Source organism: Reyranella sp., assembly GCF_030651995.1.
Classification (GTDB): Bacteria; Pseudomonadota; Alphaproteobacteria; order Reyranellales; family Reyranellaceae; genus Reyranella.
On the sequence record NZ_JAUSBN010000041.1, the window covers coordinates 75153 to 92742 of the forward strand.

At 65.9% G+C, this 17590-nt stretch carries 14 protein-coding genes; 8 read left to right on the top strand and 6 right to left on the bottom strand.

Annotated elements, in window-relative coordinates; genetic code table 11:
- Positions 1 to 16 precede the first annotated feature (16 nt).
- The 6 genes from Q7V45_RS12590 (at position 17) to pcp (ending at position 7100) form a co-directional block, all read left to right on the top strand.
- Positions 17 to 1948, top strand: a complete 1932-nt coding sequence (locus tag Q7V45_RS12590) for a hypothetical protein (protein WP_304852393.1) — start codon at positions 17 to 19, stop codon at positions 1946 to 1948.
- 22 nt (positions 1949 to 1970) lie between these two features.
- A complete protein-coding gene (locus tag Q7V45_RS12595; protein WP_304852395.1) occupies positions 1971 to 2435 on the top strand; it encodes a carbon monoxide dehydrogenase subunit G in 465 nt (154 codons plus the stop codon).
- A gap of 263 nt (positions 2436 to 2698) precedes the next feature.
- Positions 2699 to 3184 carry a (2Fe-2S)-binding protein gene (locus tag Q7V45_RS12600; protein ID WP_304852397.1) on the top strand — a complete coding sequence of 162 codons (486 nt, stop codon included), beginning with the start codon at positions 2699 to 2701 and terminating at the stop codon, positions 3182 to 3184.
- Positions 3185 to 3188: 4 nt separating this feature from the next.
- Positions 3189 to 5573 (top strand): xanthine dehydrogenase family protein molybdopterin-binding subunit, encoded by a 2385-nt coding sequence (locus tag Q7V45_RS12605; protein WP_304852399.1) that lies wholly within the window; start codon positions 3189 to 3191, stop codon positions 5571 to 5573.
- Positions 5574 to 5588: 15 nt separating this feature from the next.
- Complete coding sequence (locus Q7V45_RS12610) at positions 5589 to 6386, top strand: xanthine dehydrogenase family protein subunit M (RefSeq protein ID WP_304852401.1); 798 nt, start codon at positions 5589 to 5591, stop codon at positions 6384 to 6386.
- 72 nt (positions 6387 to 6458) lie between these two features.
- Positions 6459 to 7100, top strand: coding sequence for a pyroglutamyl-peptidase I (gene pcp, locus Q7V45_RS12615; protein ID WP_304852403.1), 642 nt, complete (start codon positions 6459 to 6461; stop codon positions 7098 to 7100).
- A gap of 176 nt (positions 7101 to 7276) precedes the next feature.
- Here the strand turns inward: pcp and Q7V45_RS12620 are convergent, their stop codons facing one another.
- A complete protein-coding gene (locus Q7V45_RS12620) occupies positions 7277 to 10381 on the bottom strand; it encodes an efflux RND transporter permease subunit (protein WP_304852405.1) in 3105 nt (1034 codons plus the stop codon).
- Positions 10382 to 10422: 41 nt separating this feature from the next.
- Positions 10423 to 11577 (bottom strand): efflux RND transporter periplasmic adaptor subunit, encoded by a 1155-nt coding sequence (locus Q7V45_RS12625; RefSeq protein ID WP_304852407.1) that lies wholly within the window; start codon positions 11575 to 11577, stop codon positions 10423 to 10425.
- Between the two features lie 110 nt (positions 11578 to 11687).
- Here Q7V45_RS12625 and Q7V45_RS12630 point away from each other — a divergent pair, with 110 nt between their 5' ends.
- A complete protein-coding gene (locus Q7V45_RS12630; protein ID WP_304852409.1) occupies positions 11688 to 12350 on the top strand; it encodes a TetR/AcrR family transcriptional regulator in 663 nt (220 codons plus the stop codon).
- A gap of 3 nt (positions 12351 to 12353) precedes the next feature.
- Here the strand turns inward: Q7V45_RS12630 and Q7V45_RS12635 are convergent, their stop codons facing one another.
- The 4 genes from Q7V45_RS12635 to Q7V45_RS12650 are packed head-to-tail and all read right to left on the bottom strand — an operon-like array spanning position 12354 to position 16395.
- Complete coding sequence (locus tag Q7V45_RS12635) at positions 12354 to 13541, bottom strand: TMEM43 family protein (protein WP_304852411.1); 1188 nt, start codon at positions 13539 to 13541, stop codon at positions 12354 to 12356.
- 30 nt (positions 13542 to 13571) lie between these two features.
- Positions 13572 to 14381 (bottom strand): phytanoyl-CoA dioxygenase family protein, encoded by an 810-nt coding sequence (locus tag Q7V45_RS12640; RefSeq protein ID WP_304852413.1) that lies wholly within the window; start codon positions 14379 to 14381, stop codon positions 13572 to 13574.
- Positions 14378 to 14680: a putative quinol monooxygenase gene (locus tag Q7V45_RS12645; RefSeq protein WP_304852415.1), complete on the bottom strand. Its 303-nt coding sequence runs from the start codon at positions 14678 to 14680 to the stop codon at positions 14378 to 14380. Before Q7V45_RS12645 ends, Q7V45_RS12640 begins: the two co-directional genes overlap by 4 nt.
- 29 nt (positions 14681 to 14709) lie before the next feature.
- Positions 14710 to 16395 (bottom strand): amidohydrolase family protein, encoded by a 1686-nt coding sequence (locus Q7V45_RS12650; RefSeq protein WP_304852417.1) that lies wholly within the window; start codon positions 16393 to 16395, stop codon positions 14710 to 14712.
- A 115-nt stretch (positions 16396 to 16510) separates the two neighbouring features.
- Between Q7V45_RS12650 and Q7V45_RS12655 the strand changes: the two genes are divergently transcribed.
- On the top strand, positions 16511 to 17578 hold the full coding sequence (locus Q7V45_RS12655) for a tartrate dehydrogenase (protein ID WP_304852419.1): 1068 nt from the start codon (positions 16511 to 16513) through the stop codon (positions 17576 to 17578).
- The last annotated feature ends 12 nt before the right edge of the window (positions 17579 to 17590 follow it).

Genomic DNA, 17590 nt, shown 5'->3' on the forward strand with positions numbered 1-17590 from the left:
TGCTACAAGTCTGTCCATGCGTGCACTCGTGGCGCTGCTGGCTTTCGCGGTCGTGGCGGCTCTCAATTTCCTGTGGTGGTGGGTTCCGAACCGGCCGGTCGATATCGCCGGCTGGAACGCCGCGCCTCTCCAGAGCGTCTCCTTCGCTCCCTACCGGCCGGGCCAGAGCCCGCTGACGCGGACCTTTCCAACCCCCGATCAGATCGAGGCCGATCTCAAGCGTCTGCAGGGCAAGGTCAAGGCGGTCAGGACCTATTCCTCGGGGGAGAACCTTGAGACGGTGCCGCAGCGCGCTGGCAAGTACGGGCTCAAGGTCTGGCACGGCGCCTGGCTGAACGACAACGACAAGGAAAACCTCGAGCAGATCAACCTGCTGATCGACCATGCCAACAAGTACAAGGACACGGTCGAGCGGGTGATCGTCGGCAACGAGGTGCTGCTGCGCAAGGACCTCACTGCGAACCAGTTGCGCCGCTATATCCGCCAGGTGAAGCAGCGCGTTACCCAGCCGGTCACCTACGCCGACGTCTGGGAGTTCTGGCTGCGCAACCCGTCGCTGGCCGACGAGGTCGACTTCATCACCATCCACATCCTGCCGTACTGGGAAGACGAGCCGATCGGGCTGGACCGCACGGAGGCTGACGGCAAGCTGGCCATCGAGAAGCACCTCGTGGACATCTACAGGAAGGTCCAGGAGCGCTTTCCCGGCAAGAAGATCGTGATCGGGGAGACCGGCTGGCCGAGCGACGGCCGCATGCGCTCGGACGCGCGCCCGGGCCGGGTCGAGCAGGTGAAATACTTCTCGATCTTCCGCGGCGCCGCGGAGCGGGAAGGTTTCGACTACAACTTCATCGAGGCGTTCGACCAGTACTGGAAGGCGCGCCAGGAAGGGACCGTCGGCGCCGCCTGGGGACTGCTCGACGCCCAGCGCCACGACAAGTTCGAGCTCGGCAAGCCGGTGAGGGCGGAGCCGCACTGGCAGATCCTGTTCACCATCTCGACGATCGCCGGCGCGTTGCTGCTGCTCGCCTACGCGTCGCAGCGCAAGGCGGGTCGCTGGAAGGGCATCTTCATCTTCGCGCTGTTCGCCCAGCTCGTGGCGACCTGCTACGTGCAGACGACCTGGATCGATCTGTCGCGAAACTTCTATTTCGAGCGCACGCTGGGCGTCGCCTTCTGGGGCATCCTGCTGGCCCTGTTCAGCTACGCGCTGCTGCGTGGCATTTCCGACAGCCTGACCGGCCAGATGGCCGACCCGTCGCTCTACAGCGCGCGGGTCCGCGACTCCTGGCGGGCGTGGCGCGAGCTGCCGCGCTACCGCATCCTGCGGCGGGTCGACCTGCTGGCGCAGGTGCTCTACCTCGCGCTGACGGTCCTCTGCATCTTCTACCTGATCGTGATCAGCATCGACTGGTACGACGGGGTGATCCGGATCGGCGACTGGTTCCGCCAGATCGCCATTGACGGCCGCTACCGCGATTTCCCGATCTGGAGTTTCGTGATCCCGAGCATCGTGCTCATGCTGTGGAAGACCATCACCATCCTGCGCGCCGAGCCGGTGGTGCGCGACCATCGCTTCGCCCGGGCGCTCTCGTTCGGCCGCCTGCTGGGCTACGACGGCAGTCGCGGCTTCGTGCGCATGGACCGCCGCCTGAGCCGCTTCGGGCCGGTCCTGCCCGAGATCGTGCTGGTCTCGATGCTGGTCTTCTGGGCGATCGTGCTGGTCGTCACCGAAGGCGCCATCAAGTTGCACGATGGCGGTGCCGGGGGATTCGTCTCGGCCGATGGCGGCCGCTGGGTCATCCGGACCCTGTTCTGGAACACCCAGGCCAACTGGTTCGCGTTCCTGGCGCTGCTGATGGCCGTTCCCTATGCCGCCACCATCTACCTCTCGGTACGAGAGCCACTGGCAGAACTGCCGCCGGACTCCTATACGAACAAGTGGTAGGCGCTAAGCCGGGAGTTACGACATGGAAATCAAGGGTGAATACAGGATTGCGGCGTCGCGGGAGAAGGTCTTCGCGGCACTGAACGATCAGGCCATTCTGCAGGCCTGCATTCCGGGCTGCGAATCGCTGGAGATGCTTTCTCCCACCGAGATGACGGCCAAGGTGCGCCTGCGCATCGGCCCGGTGAGTGCCGCTTTCTCGGGTAAGGTCACGCTGTCCGACATCGATCCGCCGAACGGCTACCGGATCAGCGGCGAAGGGCAGGGCGGGGTCGCCGGCTTCGCCAAGGGGGGCGCCGTGGTGACCCTCACCGAGGATGGCGGCGACACCATCCTGAAGTACGAAGTCGACGCCCAGGTCGGCGGCAAGATCGCCCAGGTCGGCGCCCGCCTGATCACGGGCACGGCGAAGAAGCTGGCCGATCAGTTCTTCGGGAAGTTCGCAGAGAGTGTCGGTGCGCCGCCGCCCGTTGCCGCCGCTTCGTGACGATGCCGTCGCTGGACCCGGCGGGAGATCCGCCGCCGCCCGTGCCGTCTGCTGCAGCGCAGCGTGGCTATCGTCACTGGACTGTCATCGGTATCGGCGCCGTGGTGCTGATCCTCGTGTTTCTTGCGAGTCGCTAGCAGCTGGCGCTCGGCGCCAGCAATTCCCTTGACCTCAATGTGGCGGGCTTGTCAGAGTCCCGCCCAACGCCCGGCGGCCGTGTATGGTTGCGGCCGCGCAAATCAATACGTGAGGGGAGATCGAGTATGACCATTTCCGTCGCCATGACCGTCAACGGCAAGTCCGTATCGGGCAAGGTCGAGGCGCGCACGCTGTTGGTTCAGTTCCTGCGCGAGAATCTCGGCATGACCGGCACCCACGTCGGCTGCGACACCAGCCAGTGCGGCGCGTGCGTGGTGCACGTCGACGGCCAGTCGGTGAAGTCCTGCACCATGCTCGCGGTCCAGGCCGAGGGCGCCAAGGTCACGACCATCGAGGGTCTCGCCGAGAGCGCCGAGAAGCTGCACCCGATGCAGGAAGCCTTCCGCGACAACCATGCCCTGCAGTGCGGCTTCTGCACGCCCGGCATGGTGATGAGCGCCATCGACATGGTGAAGCGCCACAACTACGTACTCGACGAGGCCACGGTGCGTCGCGAACTCGAAGGCAATCTCTGCCGCTGCACCGGCTACCACAACATCGTCAAGGCCATCCTGGCCGCGGCTCCGGCCATGAAGTCTGCAGGAGTGTAGCCCCATGACCTCCGCCACCGGAATCGGCGCCCGCGTTCTGCGTACGGAAGACAAGCGCTTCCTGACCGGAACCGGTCGCTATGTCGACGATCTGCCCCTCGCCCGGGCGACCTACGCGTATTTCCTGCGTTCGCCGCATGCCCATGCGAAGATCAAGAGCCTCGACATTTCGGCAGCGGAGAAGAGTCCTGGCGTCGTCAACATCTTCACCGGCAAGGATCTTGTCGACGCCAAGGTGGGCGGCTTGATCTGCGGTTGGGTGGTGAAGGACAAGCACGGCGAGCCGCACAAGGCGCCGCCGCATCCGGTCATGGCGGTCGATACCGTCCGCTATGTCGGCGATACCGTCGCCATGGTCGTGGCCAACAGTCACGACGAGGCGAGGGACGCGGCCGAAGCGATAAAGGTCGACTACGAAGTGCTTCCGGCCAACGTCGACCTCGCCAAGGCGTTCGACAAGAATGCCCCGCAGGTTCACGCCGAGGCGCCGGGCAACCTGATCTACGACTGGGAGATCGGCGTGAAGGCCGATGTCGAGGCGGCGTTCGCCAAGGCGGCGCACGTCACCAAAATGGACATCGTCAACAACCGCCTGATCCCCAATGCGATGGAGCCGCGTGCGGCGGCGGCGGAATACGACAAGGGCACCGGCAACTATACGCTCTGGTCGACCTCGCAGAACCCGCACGTGCTGCGGCTGATCCTGTCGGCCTTCGTTCTGGGCATCCCCGAGCACAAGCTGCGGGTCATCGCGCCCGACGTCGGCGGCGGCTTCGGCAGCAAGATCTTCTGCTACGCCGACGAAACCATGGTGTGCTGGGCGGCCTCGCGGGTCGGCCGGCCGATCAAGTGGACGGCCGAGCGCAGCGAGTCGTTCCAGACCGACTGCCACGGCCGCGACCATGTCACCCATGCCGAACTTGCTCTCGACAAGGAGGGCAAGTTCCTGGCCCTCAAGGTCGAGACGATCGCCAACATGGGCGCCTATCTGTCGACCTTCTCGACGGCGGTCCCGACCTATCTCTACGCGACGCTACTGGCCGGCCAGTACACGACGCCGCTCATCTACGCCAACGTGAAGGCGGCGGTGACGCACACGGCGCCGGTCGACGCCTATCGCGGCGCGGGACGCCCCGAGGCGACCTTCGTCATCGAGACGATCGTCAGCAAGGCGGCGGCGGAGCTCAAGATGGATCCGGCCGAGCTGCGCCGGAAGAACTTCATCCCGTCGACGGCCTTCCCGTACCAGACGCCGGTGGCGCTGCAATACGATTCGGGCAACTACCCGCCGATCATCGACGAGGCGATGAAGATCGCCGACTACCCGGGCTTCGAGGCCCGCCGGGCCGAGGCCAAGGCGCGCGGCAAGCTGCGCGGCATCGGCTTCTCGTCCTACATCGAGGCCTGTGGCCTGGCACCGTCGCAGGTGATCGGCCAGCTGGGCGGCGGCGTCGGCCAGTGGGAGTCGGCGCAGATCAAGTTCAACCCGACGGGCAACGTGCAGGTCATCACCGGCTCGCACAGCCACGGCCAGGGCCATGAGACCACCTTCGCGCAGCTCGTCCACGACCGGCTGGGCGTGCCGATGGACCAGATCGAGGTGGTCCACGGCGATACCTCGACGACCCCCTTCGGGATGGGCACCTACGGCAGCCGTTCGCTGGCCGTCGGTGGCTCGGCCATCATGAAGGCGACCGACAAGATCATCGCCAAGGGCAAGAAGATCGCGGCCCATCTCATGGAAGCCGACGTGGCCGACGTCGTGTTCGAGGACGGCACCTTCAAGGTGGCCGGCACCGACAAGGCCGTGCCGCTGGCCCAGGCGGTTTTCGCCGCCTACGTGCCGCACAACTATCCGCTCGCCGAGATCGAGCCGGGCATGGACGAGAACGCCTTCTACGATCCGGCGAACTTCGTCTATCCGGCCGGGACACAGATCTGCGAGGTCGAGATCGACCCCGAGACCGGCATCGTCGAGGTCATCGCCCATACCGCGGTCGACGATTTCGGCAACATCATCAATCCGATGATCGTCGAAGGCCAGGTCCATGGCGGCATCGTCCAGGGCGTCGGCCAGGCGCTGTTCGAGGGCGCGGTCTACGACAAGGAGACGGGCCAGCTGCTGAGCGGCTCGTTCATGGACTACACGATGCCGCGCGCCGACAACTTCCCGTCGTTCAAGCTCGGCTACAAGGTCACCCCGTGCCCGCACAATCCGCTGGGCGTGAAGGGATGCGGCGAGGCGGGGGCCATCGCGGCGCCCGCGGCCGTGATGAACGCGGTTCACAACGCGCTGGCGCCGATCGGCGTCAAGCATGTCGAAATGCCGGCCACCCCGCTCAACGTGTGGCAGTCGATCCAGGGCGCCCAGCGCGCGGCGGCCGAGTAAACGGAGGAAATCCAGATGTACGATTTTGCCTATCATCGCCCGAAGTCGGTTGCCGACGCGATCGCCCTGCTCAAGGGCAATGAAGAAGCCCGTCCGATGTCGGGCGGCATGACGCTGATCCCGACGCTGAAGCAGCGCCTGGCGCGGCCGAGCGACGTGGTCGATCTCGCCGGACTCAAGGAACTCGCCGGCATCAAGGTCGAGGGCGACACCGTCGTCATCGGCGGCATGACCAAGCATGGTGATGTCGCGACCTCGGCCGACGTGAAGAAGGTCATTCCGGCCCTGGCCGACCTGGCCGGTCATATCGGCGATCCGCAGGTCCGCAACCGCGGCACGATGGGCGGCTCGGTCGCCAACAACGATCCGGCGGCCGACTATCCGGCGGCCGTCGTGGCGCTGAACGCCACGGTGACCACCAACACCGGCAAGCATGCGGCCGGCGCCTTCTTCAAGGGCCTGTTCGAGACGGCGCTGGGCGACGGCGAGATCATCACCGCGATCAGCTTCCCCAAGGCCGAGAAGGCCGCTTACATGAAGTTCCCGAACCCGGCCTCGCGCTACGCGATGGTCGGCGTGTTCGTCGCCAAGACGGCGGCGGGCGTCCGCGTCGCAGTGACCGGCGCCGGCCCCAGCGTGTTCCGTGTGAAGGCGATGGAAGAGGCGCTGTCCAAGAACTTCTCGTCGGCTGCCATCAAGGACATCAAGGTCCCGGCCGACGGCCTGAGCAGCGACATCCACGGCAGCGCCGAATATCGCGCCCACCTGGTCGGCGTCATGGCCCGCCGCGCGGTCGACAAGGCCAACAAGTAGCCCTTCGGGTTTCCTGGGACTAACGTCGGGGCGCCCTCAATCGGGCGCCCTTTCGTTTGAGGTGAGTAGAGCATGAAGGCCTTGGTGACGGGCTTCGATCCGTTCGGCGGCGACGAGGTCAATCCCTCGTCCCTGGCGGTGAGCCGGCTGAAGAAGAAGATCGGAAAGGTGACCGTGGTGACGGCGGTCCTTCCGACGTCCTATGCGAAGTCCGCGAAGGTGCTGCGCAAGGCGATCGACGAGGTGAAGCCCGACATCGTGCTGTGCGTCGGCCAGGCCGGCGGCCGCACCGAACTCTGCCTCGAGCGGGTCGGCATCAACGTCCAGGACGCGCGCATTCCGGACAACGACAGGAAACAGCCGCTCGACGTGCCGGTGCGCGCGGGCGGTCCGGCCGCCTATTTCGCAACCCTGCCGATCAAGGCCTGCGTCGCGGAGATGCGCAAGGCGGGCCTGCCGGCCACCGTGTCCAACACCGCCGGGACCTTCGTCTGCAACCATATCCTCTATGCGCTGATGGACATCATCGAGAGCCATCCGGCGAAGATGCGCGGCGGCTTCCTGCACATTCCCTACGTGCCCGAGCAGGCGGCGCGGCTGGGCGGTGCGCCGTCGATGGCGGTCGACGACATCGTGCGCGGCATCGAGATCATCGTCGAGACCAGCGCGGCGCGGACGACAGACATACACACGGCCGAGGGCCGGATTTCTTGAAGCTCGATCACCCCGTCGTCTCGACCGGAGCCGAGCCCCTCGAATACTCGGGATAAACTCCGCGAGGCGAAGTGGAGAGACCTTCTCTCCACGATTTGCCGGGTCTTGGAGGAGAGAAGATCTCTCCACTCCGCGCTGCGCGCTCCGGTCGAGATGACGGAGTAGGGGGCCGCAGTCTACTCCGCCGCGATTGCCAGCGGGGGCGGGGCGTGGTGGAACGGTGCGACCTCCGCCGCGGCGTCCGGCTTCTTCACCCTGAACCAGGCCGCATACAGCGCCGGCAGGAACAGCAGCGTGAGCGCGGTCGCGACCAGCAGGCCGCCCATCAGCGCCACGGCCATCGGACCCCAGAAGACGCTGCGCGACAGCGGGATCATGGCGAAGATCGCGGTGCCGGCAGTCAGCACGATCGGGCGGGCGCGGCGCACCGTGGCGTCGATCACGGCGTCCCACTTGCTGTGGCCGGCTTCGATGTCCTGGTCGATCTGGTCCACCAGGATCACCGAGTTGCGCATGATCATGCCGGCCAGCGCAATCACGCCCAGCAGCGAGACGAAGCCGAAGGGCTGGTTGAACAGCAGCAGGAACAGCGACACGCCGATCAGGCCGAGCGGGGCGGTGAGCAGGACCAGCGCCAGCTTCGAGAAGCTCTGGAGCTGCAGCATCAGGAACAGGATCATCAGGAAGGCCATCAGCGGCATCATCTTGAAGATCGAGGCCTGGCTCTTGGCCGATTCCTCCTGGTCCCCGCCGACCTCGATGCGATAGCCGGGCGGCAGGGTCGCGCGGATCGGCGCCAGCGCCTTGTCGAGGCGGGCGGCCACGTCCGGCCCCTGCACGCCGTCGGCGACGCCGGCGCGGACGGTCATCAGCAGGTCCTTGTTGCGTCGCCACAGGATCGGCTCCTCGAGCTCGTACTTGAGCGTCGCGAGCTGGGCCAGCGAGACCACGCCGCCGGTGGAGGTGCGGAGGTTGATCGACTCCAGCCCCTCGACGCTCAGCCGCTCCGGCGCGACGGCACGGGCGACGACGTCGATCGATTCGGTGCGCTCGCGATACTGGGTGACGGTGATGCCGGTGAGCAGGGTCTGCAGCGTGTTGCCCAGCGCCTGCGAATCGACGCCCAGCGCGCGCGCCTTTGCCTGATCCACTTCCAGGCGCACCGTCTTCGCGAGTTCGTTCCAGTCGAAGTTGATGTCGCGGGTCGCGGGATCGGCCTTGAAGACCTGGCGCACCTGTTCTGCCACCTGTCGCACCTGCTGCGGGTCGTCGCCCAGCACGCGGAACATGACCGGGTAGCTGACGGGCGGACCGTTCTGCAGGCGCTGCACGCGCGCGCGGACGGCTTCGAAATCCTTCTTGAAGAGGTCGTCGAGGGCGGCGACGACCCGCTCGCGCGCCACCAGGTCCTTGGTCATGACGATGATCTGGCCGAAATTTGCGTTGGCCAGCTCAGGGACCGTCGGCAGGTAGAAGCGCGGACTGCCGGCGCCGACATAGGCGGTGTAGGAGGCGACGTCGGAATCGTTGGCCAGCCAGGTTTCGAGCTTTCGGATCTCGGCGTCGGTCGCGGCCCACGAGGCGCCCTGCGCCAGCTTCATGTCGACGATCAGCTCGGGGCGGTTGGCGGTCGGGAAGAACTGCTTGGACACCAGGCCGAAGGCCGCGAGCGAGCCCACGAAGGCCAGCGCCGTGATGACGATCGTGGTCTTGCGCCAGGTGACGCACCACACGACGACCTTGCGGAACAGCGTGTAGAGGCGGCTGTTGTAGGGATCATGGTGCTGGACCTTGGGCGTCGGCAGCAGGTGGTAGCCCATCCACGGCGTGAACAGCACGGCCACGAACCACGAGATGATCAGCGACAGGCCGACGACCCAGAAGATCGAGTTGGTGTACTCGCCGGCACTGGAGCGCGCGAAGCCCACCGGCACGAAGCCCACCGCGGTCACGAGCGTGCCCGTCAGCATGGGAAAGGCGGTGGAGGTGTAGGCGTAGGTCGCGGCCTCCAGCCGGCTGGCGCCCTGTTCGAGTTTCACCATCATCATCTCGACCGCGATGATGGCGTCGTCGACCAGCAGACCGAGCGCAATGATCAGCGCGCCGAGCGAGATGCGCTGGAAGTCGATGCCCAGCATCAGCATGCCGACGAAGGTGATGGCCAGCACCAGCGGGACGGAGAGCGCCACGATCACGCCGGTGCGGACGCCGAGGCTGATGAAGGAAACCACCAGCACGATGGCCAGCGCCTCAAGCAGCGCCGAACTGAACTCCTCGAACGACTTGGTGACGACCTCGGGCTGGTTGGCGATGCGATGCACGGTGATGCCGACCGGCAGGCCGGCTTCGACCTCTTCCATGGTCTTGTCGAGGGCGGCGCCCAGTTTCTGGACGTTGCCGCCCGGGGCCATGACGACGCCGAGGCCGATCACGGCCTTGCCGTTGTAGCGCATGGCAAGCTGGCGCGGATCCTGGTAGCCACGGCTGATCTCGGCCACGTCGCCCAGGGTGAGCGTCTGGCCGTTGGCGGTGAAGGGCAGGGCTATGAGCTGCTCCGCCGAGGTCGGCGCGCCATCGACCCTGACGGCGACGCGCTCGCCCTTGGTCTCGACCGTGCCGGTGGCCACGATCGCGTTCTGGCGGCGCACGACCTCGAGGATCTGGTCGACCGGCACGCCCAGCATGGCCAAGCGCGTGTGACTGAACTCGATGTAGATCTTCTCGTCCTGCAGGCCGAACAGGTCGGCCTTGGTGACGTCGGGCACGCGCAGCAGGCGCTGGCGCACCGCCTTGGCGATCTCCTTGACCTCGGCCGGCGAGAAGCCGTCGGACTCGAAGGCCCAGATCATGCTGTAGGTGTCGCCATACTCGTCGTTGAAGAACGGACCGACCACGCCCTGCGGCAGCGAGTTCCTGATGTCGCCGACCTTCTTGCGCACCTGGTACCAGAGGTCCGCGACCTTGGAGGGCGGCGTGTCGTCCCGCAGCGAGACATAGATCACCGTCTCGCCGGGCTTGGTGTAGCTCTGGACGTTGAAGAAGTAGGGCAGCTCCTGAAGCTTGGTCTCGATCTTCTCGGTGACCTGCTGCTCGACCTCACGCGAGGTGGCGCCCGGCCAGGCGGCCGAGACGACCATCTGCTTGATGGTGAAGGGCGGGTCCTCGGCGCGGCCGAGATTGAAGAAGGCATAGAAGCCAGCCAGCGTCAGCGCGATCATGAAGAACACGGTGAGGGTGCTGTACTTCAGCGCCAGCGCCGAGAGGTTGGTGCGCGTCGTCATGGATCGTCTCCCCTTGGAGCGAAGTCGGCCGGGCAGAGTCGCTAGCGGGCCGCCTGTTGCTGCGGCGGGAGCGGCTTCACCTTCTGGCCGGTCTCGAGCTTGTGCACGCCCGCGGTGGCGATCAGTTCGCCCTCCTTCACGCCCGACAGGATGGCGGCCGTGTCGTCGCGCCACCGCGCGATGGACACGGGGCGCAGTTCCACCGTGCCGGTATCTCGATCTACCACCCAGACAGCGGGCTGCGTGCCGCGCTGGAAGATGGCGGAGAGCGGTACCTCAGCCACCGGCGTTGCGTCGGGCCGCTCGAATCCCAGGGTCGCGGTCATGCCGAGCCCGATGAACTCCGGCGGCTCGAGGACACTGAAGCGCGCGGCATAGGTACGTGTCACCGGATCGGCGCTGGGCGAGAGTTCGCGGAGCCGGGCGGCGTGGCGCCGGCCGGGATCGGACCAGAGTTCGAAGCTCGCACCCTGCGCCGCGCGCACCACCTTCAACCGGTGCTCGGGAACGCCGACCACGATCTCCAACTCTTCCGTTCGAGCCAGGCGGATCACGCCCTGGCCTTGCGACATGACCTGACCCACCTCGGCCTGCACGGCGGTGACGACGCCCGCCGCGTCGGCGCGCAGCACCGTGTAGGCGAGGTTGTTCTCCGCCGAGGAAAGCTGGCTTCTGGCCTGGTCGACGCGGGCGAGGGTGGTCGAGGCCAGCGATTGGCGCTGGTCGAGGGTCTGCGGCACGAAGGCCATGCTGCCGCGCAAATTCAGGTAGCGATCGTGATCGGCCTTGGCGCGCACATAATCGGCTTCAGCCGACGCGAGCGCGGCGCGCGCATTGTCTACGGCCAGCTGGTAGTCGGCGGGATCGAGGACAGCGATGACGTCGCCGGGTTTCAAGACCGCGCCGACATCGACCGAACGCTGCACGATCTTGCCCGCAACGCGGAAGCCGAGCGTGCTCTCGATGCGAGGCACCACCGTGCCAGCCAGCAGCAGGGTCCGGCTCTGGGTCTTGTAGCTGATTTCGGCAACCCGGGCCGGCCGGATGACCGCCTCGGCGCCGGCCGAGGGGCCGGCGGGATCGCGGGTGAGCGAATAGGCCGCGAAGGCGCCGCCTGCCATGGTGACACCGATGGCTGCCAGAACGGCCAGCTTCGTCACAGAGGCGTGAGGGAGACGAACGTTGGGGAGACGCATGGCGGGCCTTCCTTCAGACGTTTACAATGGATCTAAGAATCTAAACGCCGTTAACTTACCATTGATAAGTTACCGACGTTAATATAAGAGTCAAGGGCAGGAGAACCCCGGTGAACGCTTTCTCGACAGCGGCGACGGGCGGCCGGAAGAAGCGCGGTGAGGGCCATACCCGCCGCGAGGAAATCCTCCAGGCTGCCAAGGAACTGTTCCTGGAGCAGGGTTACGAGGCCACGACCATCCGCAGGATCGCCGACCGGGTCGGCGTGTCGGCGCCCGCCCTCTATCTCTATTTCCCCGACAAGGAACAGATGATGCTCGCGCTCTGCGATCAGACCTTCGGGTACCTGATCGAGAGGATCGCTGAGATCGAGAGCACCGTGAGTGAGCCGCGCGAGCGCATCCGGCGCTTCGGCGAGGCCTACCTCAAGTTCGGCCTGGCCCATCCCGACGAGTACAAGCTGATCTTCCTGGGCACGAACATTCCCGAGTCGATCCGCAAGCTGGGACATCGCATGCCGACGGACGATCCGACGCGCCCCGGCATCGGCGGTGCCATCGTCTTCCAGCGGCTCGTGGGAATTCTGGCCGAGGCCGAAGCTTCCGGCCTCAAGCTCAATTACCCGGCGGACACCTGCGCGGAGCTGTGCTGGATGGCCATGCACGGCGTCGTCGCGGCCCTGATCCTGAAGGCCGACTTCCCGTGGTCCAATCGCGACCTGCTCGGCACGGGCATGCTCGACATCGTGATGAAGGGCATCATCCGCACCGACTGAAGATCAGGCCGCGAGACGCGCGGGCTTCTTCGCCGCGGCCCGTGTGTGCAGCAGCTTGCTGAGGCCCCAGGTCGCTGCTGCTCCGACCACCAGCACACCGACGCCGACGAGCGGCCGGTACCACAGCCATCCAAAGGCGATCACGATCGGCGCGATGGCGGTGGTGCAGACCAGCGCCACGAGGAAGGTGCCGGCGCCGATCACATCGCCCAGCAGCGGAATGACGCTGCCGGCGACGGCCAGCGGGCGCAGCACCAGGTTGAATCCGATCAGCATGAAGATCATGCCGATCAGGCGCAGCACCCAGGTCATGGTGACGTTCTCTTCCTGGGCATGCTGGAACATCACCTTGGGCGGCACGGTGCCGGCCGCGATCAGCTCGACCGTCGTGCCGGTATGGGTGGAGAAGGGTGCGAAGCCTGAGCCGGCCTGGGCGGCGACCACGCTGGCCGTCTGCAAGGGCACCTCCGCAAACGAGATGCGCATGTCGCCGATCGCTGGCTGGGACGGATCGCGGCCGACATAGAGCACGCCGTCGTTCACGGCGACCGGCTTGTTGACGCGAATCTGCAGGGCATTGGCCTGGACCTCCGTCGCCGCCACTCGCTTCGCCTCGCCAAAGCCGCGCAACAGCGAATCGGGAACGGCAAAGGCGCCGAGCCGCGTGCCGGCGGCCAGCAGGTCGCGCGACTGGTAGGTCATCACCGGGTTGGTATGGCCGCGCGGCTCCTTGAACCGGTCCGAGTCGATGGGCTTGTCCGACCAGGTGCGCACATACTTGTAGGTCGTGGTGCGCTCCTCGCCGCCGCCGAATTTCGCGCGGGTCTCGCTGTGGGTCTCTTCCTTCCATTGAAAGACTTCGACATGGCGCACGAGCCGCACGCCCTGCACCTTTAGGCCGAAGTCGGGATCGGACACCGGTCCGGCCGTCGAGAGCATACCGGCCACATGGATCAGCCGGCCGTCGTTCGACCGGTCCACGGAATCGGCCGAAACGCTACGCACGATGCCGGCGCCCTCCGCCAGGCCCTGCGCTGTGCGAATCGCGCGGCCTTCGTTCCAGAACAGAACGCCGATCGACACGACGACGAACATGAGGCCGATGAGGACCCCGACGATCGCCTGCCCGAGGCGGGCGAACCAGGAGGTATTGGTAACCTCGGTGATCTGATCGACGCCGCGCTCTTCCATTGAACCTGCCCTCGGGAACGGGGGCGGAGACTAACGCCTCGGCCAGACTCTCGGGAAGAGGTCGCAGGTCATCGCGGTGCCGGCGGCGAGGTCGGGCGTGTGGGGAAACTGGAAAGTGCCGGGGCGCGGGTCGTAGCGGGCATCGTCGCCTGTATAGCGCAGCGACAGGCCGCGCCGCCGTGCGCCCGGCGTGTCGTTGCCCGGTGCGCCGTGCACGATCATGGCGTGGAAGACCAGGCAATCGCCGGGCTCCATCGTCCACGACCTGATGTCGTACTTGCCGCGCTCGGCGTCGATGTCGGGGATCTGGACGAGATCGCTCGACGTGAACTTGGCCTCGTGTCCCTTGCGGAAGGGCGTCGGCCGGTAGTTGATGCCCCAGCGGTGGGACCCGGCAACAAATTCGACCGCGCCGTTGCCGAGATCGATATTGTCGAGGGCGATCCAGACGGAGGCGATCTGTTGGCCCGTGACCGGCCAGTAGGGCTGGTCCTGGTGCCAGGGCGTCGGATGCGCCGTGCCGGGCTCCTTCACGAAGAGCTGGTCGTAAAAGAAGTCGACATTCCGCGAGCGCATCAGCGCGGCGGCGATTTCACCGGCCGGCGATGTGAGGGCGGCGAGGCGGAAATCGTTGTCCCGGCGCCACATGAACATGTCGCCGAAGAATTTGCCCGACGTGCTGCCTTCCGCGAAGTTGGTCGCATGCGGGCCCGGCTTGAGGAGGTCGCGCTCGACCGCCTCGCACAGGATTCCGACCCACACGGCATCGAAGGCGCCGCGCAGGCAGACGACGCCGTCGCGTTCGTACGCGGCGACGTCCGTTTCAGTGACGGGGATCAAGCGTTCTGCAGGACGTGGACGGCGCGATTGGCGAGCAGGTCCTTGTTCTTGGCCGCATAGGCCTTCATGTGCTCCGACGCGCCGTGGGCCTTGAGGTCGTCCATGCTCTCCCACTTTTCGATGACGACGAAGGTATCGGGACCGAACTTGGCGAACGGACCGCCATCGATGTCGACGGCCGCGCCATATTCGATGCAGCCCTTCTCGGCATGCACGGCCGGGACGTTGTCCTTGAAGTTCTTGAGGACTTCGTCGCGCTTGCCGGGCTTGGCCGTGATGATGGCAATGACGTGGATCATGACTGTCTCCCTCTGGTCTTGTTCGTGGCCTAGGCGGCGCGTCCGTGTCTTAGCAGACGACCGGGCAGCTTGTCGTCGGCCGAGACGGTGTCCTTGTTGTCCTGGCGAATGATCTTGCCGTTGACGACGACGGCGTCGATGCCACTCGCCTCGGAGACGAGGCGGTCGGCGCCGGCCGGCATGTCGTAGACCCGCTTCAGCGGGCCGGGGCTCACGGTCTTCGGATCGAAGACGACGATATCGGCGGGACGGCCTTCGGCCAGCACGCCGCGATCGGTGATGCCGAACATCTCGGCCGGCCGCTGGGTGAGATTGTGCACGGCTTCCTCGAGCGTGAAGACCTTGCGGTCGCGCACCCAGTGACCGAGCAGATAGGTCGAATAGCAGGCGTCACAGAGCTGGCTGGCATGGGCGCCGGCGTCGGACAGCGCGATGATCGTGTTCGGATCGGTGATCAGCTCCGCCACTTCCTTCTCGTCGAAGTTCATGACGGCCATGCGGAAGCGGGTCTTCAGGTCGTCGGCCAGTGAGACGTCTAGGGCGAGATCGACCGGGTCCTTGCCCAGCCGGGCGGCCGCCACGGCCAGCGGCATCTCTTCGAGCTCGCGATGCGATGGCGACCACGAGATGACCACGCGGTCCCACCATTTCTGGAACAGCGGCGTGACCTCGCTGCGCAGCTTCTCGCGCCAGGCCGGATCGGCATAGGCGCGGCGGCGGGCGCCGGGATCCTTCGCGTCGGCTTTCGCCAGCTCGTTCATGAACGGCATCACGTCGAAGATGAACGGCTCGGCGAAGGTGACCTCGAAGTTGAGCGGCCGGCAGCTCACCTGCGGGATCACCATGGCGCCGGACTTGCGCTGTTCGGCGGCGAGGTCGAGCTGCTTGCGATGGCCGCCCGGGCCGTAGAGGTGAGAGAGCAGGGCGGTCCAGGTGACCGGGATGTTATACTTGCGGCTGACCTCCGCCATGTGGCGGGTCGAGAAATCGCGGCCGATGGTGATCTGCATCAGGCCGCGCTTCATCTCGCCCATGACCGAGACGAGGGCGTCCATTTCCTCGGGCGTCGCCTGGCGGCTGGGCACAGGCTTGCCGGCATAGCCATTGTGGCTGACCGAGACGGAAGTGCCGAAGCCGATGGCGCCGGCTTCCATCGCCTCGTGGACCAGCTTCTTCATCGCGCCGACCTCGTCGGCCGTCGCGGCCCGCTCGGTCGATTCTTCTCCCATCACGTAGAGGCGCAGCGGCGTGTGCCCGAACAGGGCCGCCACGTTGATCGCCGAGCCGCGCTTCTCCAGCGCGTCGAGATATTGCGGGAAGGTCTCGAACGGCCAGTCCATGCCGAGGCCGGCTTCCAGCACCTCGAGACTCATGCCTTCGACCTTTTCCAGGGTCTGCATGATCATCTTGCGGTGGATTTCGCGGGTCGGCGCGACGCCGAAGCCGCAATTGCCGATCACTGTCGTGGTGACCCCATGCCAGGGCGAGATGGTGAGCATTCGATCCCACAGGATCTGGGCGTCATAGTGCGTATGCACGTCGACGAAGCCCGGGGAGACGACCTTGTCCGTGGCGTCGATCGTCTGCACGGCAGGCCCCTCGACCTTGCCGAGCGCGACGACCTTGCCGTCCTTGATTCCAAGATCGCCGACGAAGCCCGGCTTGCCGGTGCCGTCGACGATGGTGCCGCCGGTAATCTTGAGGTCGAAGGTCATGGCCACTCCGGGGTAAACACCTGTTCATATTGGCGCGGGTGCGTCGCAGGGGCAATGCCGTGCTTGCATGGCAAGGTCGCGCTGCTACGTTCCGCGCGGTTCGGGAGGATTATTGATGGCCAAGCACAAGATCGCGCTCATTCCGGGTGACGGAATCGGTAAGGAAGTTCTGCCGGAAGGCGTGAAGGTTCTGGAGGCCGCGGCGCGGCGTTTCAACTTCGAGCTCGAGTTCACCGATTTCGACTGGTCGTGCGATCGACTGGTGAAGACCGGCAAGATGATGCCGGATGACGGCATGGAGCAACTCAAGGCCTTCGAGAGCATCTTCCTCGGCGCCGTGGGCTGGCCGGGCGTGCCCGATCACGTTTCCCTGTGGGGCCTGCTGATCCCGATCCGCCGCGACTTCGACGAGTATGTGAACCTGCGCCCCGTGCGCCTGTTCGAAGGCGTGCCGTCGCCGCTCGCCAACCGCAAGCCGGGCGAGATCGACTTCTGGGTCGTGCGTGAGAACACCGAGGGCGAGTACAGCTCGATCGGCGGCCGCATGTTCCAGGGCTCCGACGACGAGATGGCCATTCAGCAGTCCATCTTCACCCGCAAGGGCGTCGACCGGATCCTCAAGTTTGCCTTCGAGTTCGCCCGCACCACGAAGAAGAAGCATGTGACGTCGGCCACCAAGTCCAACGGTATCATCCACACGATGCCGTTCTGGGACGAGCGCTTCGCCGAGATGTGCAAGAAATATCCCGACATCAAGGCGGACCAGTATCACATCGACATCCTGACGGCGCATTTCGTGCGCAACCCGGACTGGTTCGACGTTGTGGTGGGCTCCAACCTGTTCGGCGACATCCTCTCCGACCTCGGTCCGGCATTGACCGGTTCGATCGGCGTGGCGCCGTCGGGCAACATCAATCCGGAGCGCAAGTATCCCTCGATGTTCGAGCCGGTCCACGGTTCGGCCCCCGACATTGCGGGCAAGGGTATCGCCAATCCGATCGGCCAGATCTGGTCCGGCGCCATGATGGTGCGCCATCTGGGATATCCCGAGGCTGCCGAGGCGATCGAGCGGGCCATCGCGGCCTCCCTGGTTGAGGGCGGTCCCCGCACCAAGGACCTGGGCGGCAACGGCGACACCAAAACCGTGGGCGCAGCGATTGCAGAGCTCGTGAAGACGGTGTAGCAGCCGCTTTAC

What these genes read in the sequence shown, in the direction of transcription:
- Q7V45_RS12590 (WP_304852393.1), top strand. Translation starts at nt 17, where the DNA reads ATGCGTGCACTCGTGGCGCTGCTGGCTTTCGCGGTCGTGGCGGCTCTC.
- Q7V45_RS12650 (WP_304852417.1), bottom strand. Translation starts at nt 16,395, where the DNA reads ATGACCTTCGACCTCAAGATTACCGGCGGCACCATCGTCGACGGCACC.
- Q7V45_RS12620 (WP_304852405.1), bottom strand. Translation starts at nt 10,381, where the DNA reads ATGACGACGCGCACCAACCTCTCGGCGCTGGCGCTGAAGTACAGCACC.
- Q7V45_RS12610 (WP_304852401.1), top strand. Translation starts at nt 5,589, where the DNA reads ATGTACGATTTTGCCTATCATCGCCCGAAGTCGGTTGCCGACGCGATC.
- pcp (WP_304852403.1), top strand. Translation starts at nt 6,459, where the DNA reads ATGAAGGCCTTGGTGACGGGCTTCGATCCGTTCGGCGGCGACGAGGTC.
- Q7V45_RS12645 (WP_304852415.1), bottom strand. Translation starts at nt 14,680, where the DNA reads ATGATCCACGTCATTGCCATCATCACGGCCAAGCCCGGCAAGCGCGAC.
- Q7V45_RS12625 (WP_304852407.1), bottom strand. Translation starts at nt 11,577, where the DNA reads ATGCGTCTCCCCAACGTTCGTCTCCCTCACGCCTCTGTGACGAAGCTG.
- Q7V45_RS12605 (WP_304852399.1), top strand. Translation starts at nt 3,189, where the DNA reads ATGACCTCCGCCACCGGAATCGGCGCCCGCGTTCTGCGTACGGAAGAC.
- Q7V45_RS12600 (WP_304852397.1), top strand. Translation starts at nt 2,699, where the DNA reads ATGACCATTTCCGTCGCCATGACCGTCAACGGCAAGTCCGTATCGGGC.
- Q7V45_RS12655 (WP_304852419.1), top strand. Translation starts at nt 16,511, where the DNA reads ATGGCCAAGCACAAGATCGCGCTCATTCCGGGTGACGGAATCGGTAAG.
- Q7V45_RS12595 (WP_304852395.1), top strand. Translation starts at nt 1,971, where the DNA reads ATGGAAATCAAGGGTGAATACAGGATTGCGGCGTCGCGGGAGAAGGTC.
- Q7V45_RS12635 (WP_304852411.1), bottom strand. Translation starts at nt 13,541, where the DNA reads ATGGAAGAGCGCGGCGTCGATCAGATCACCGAGGTTACCAATACCTCC.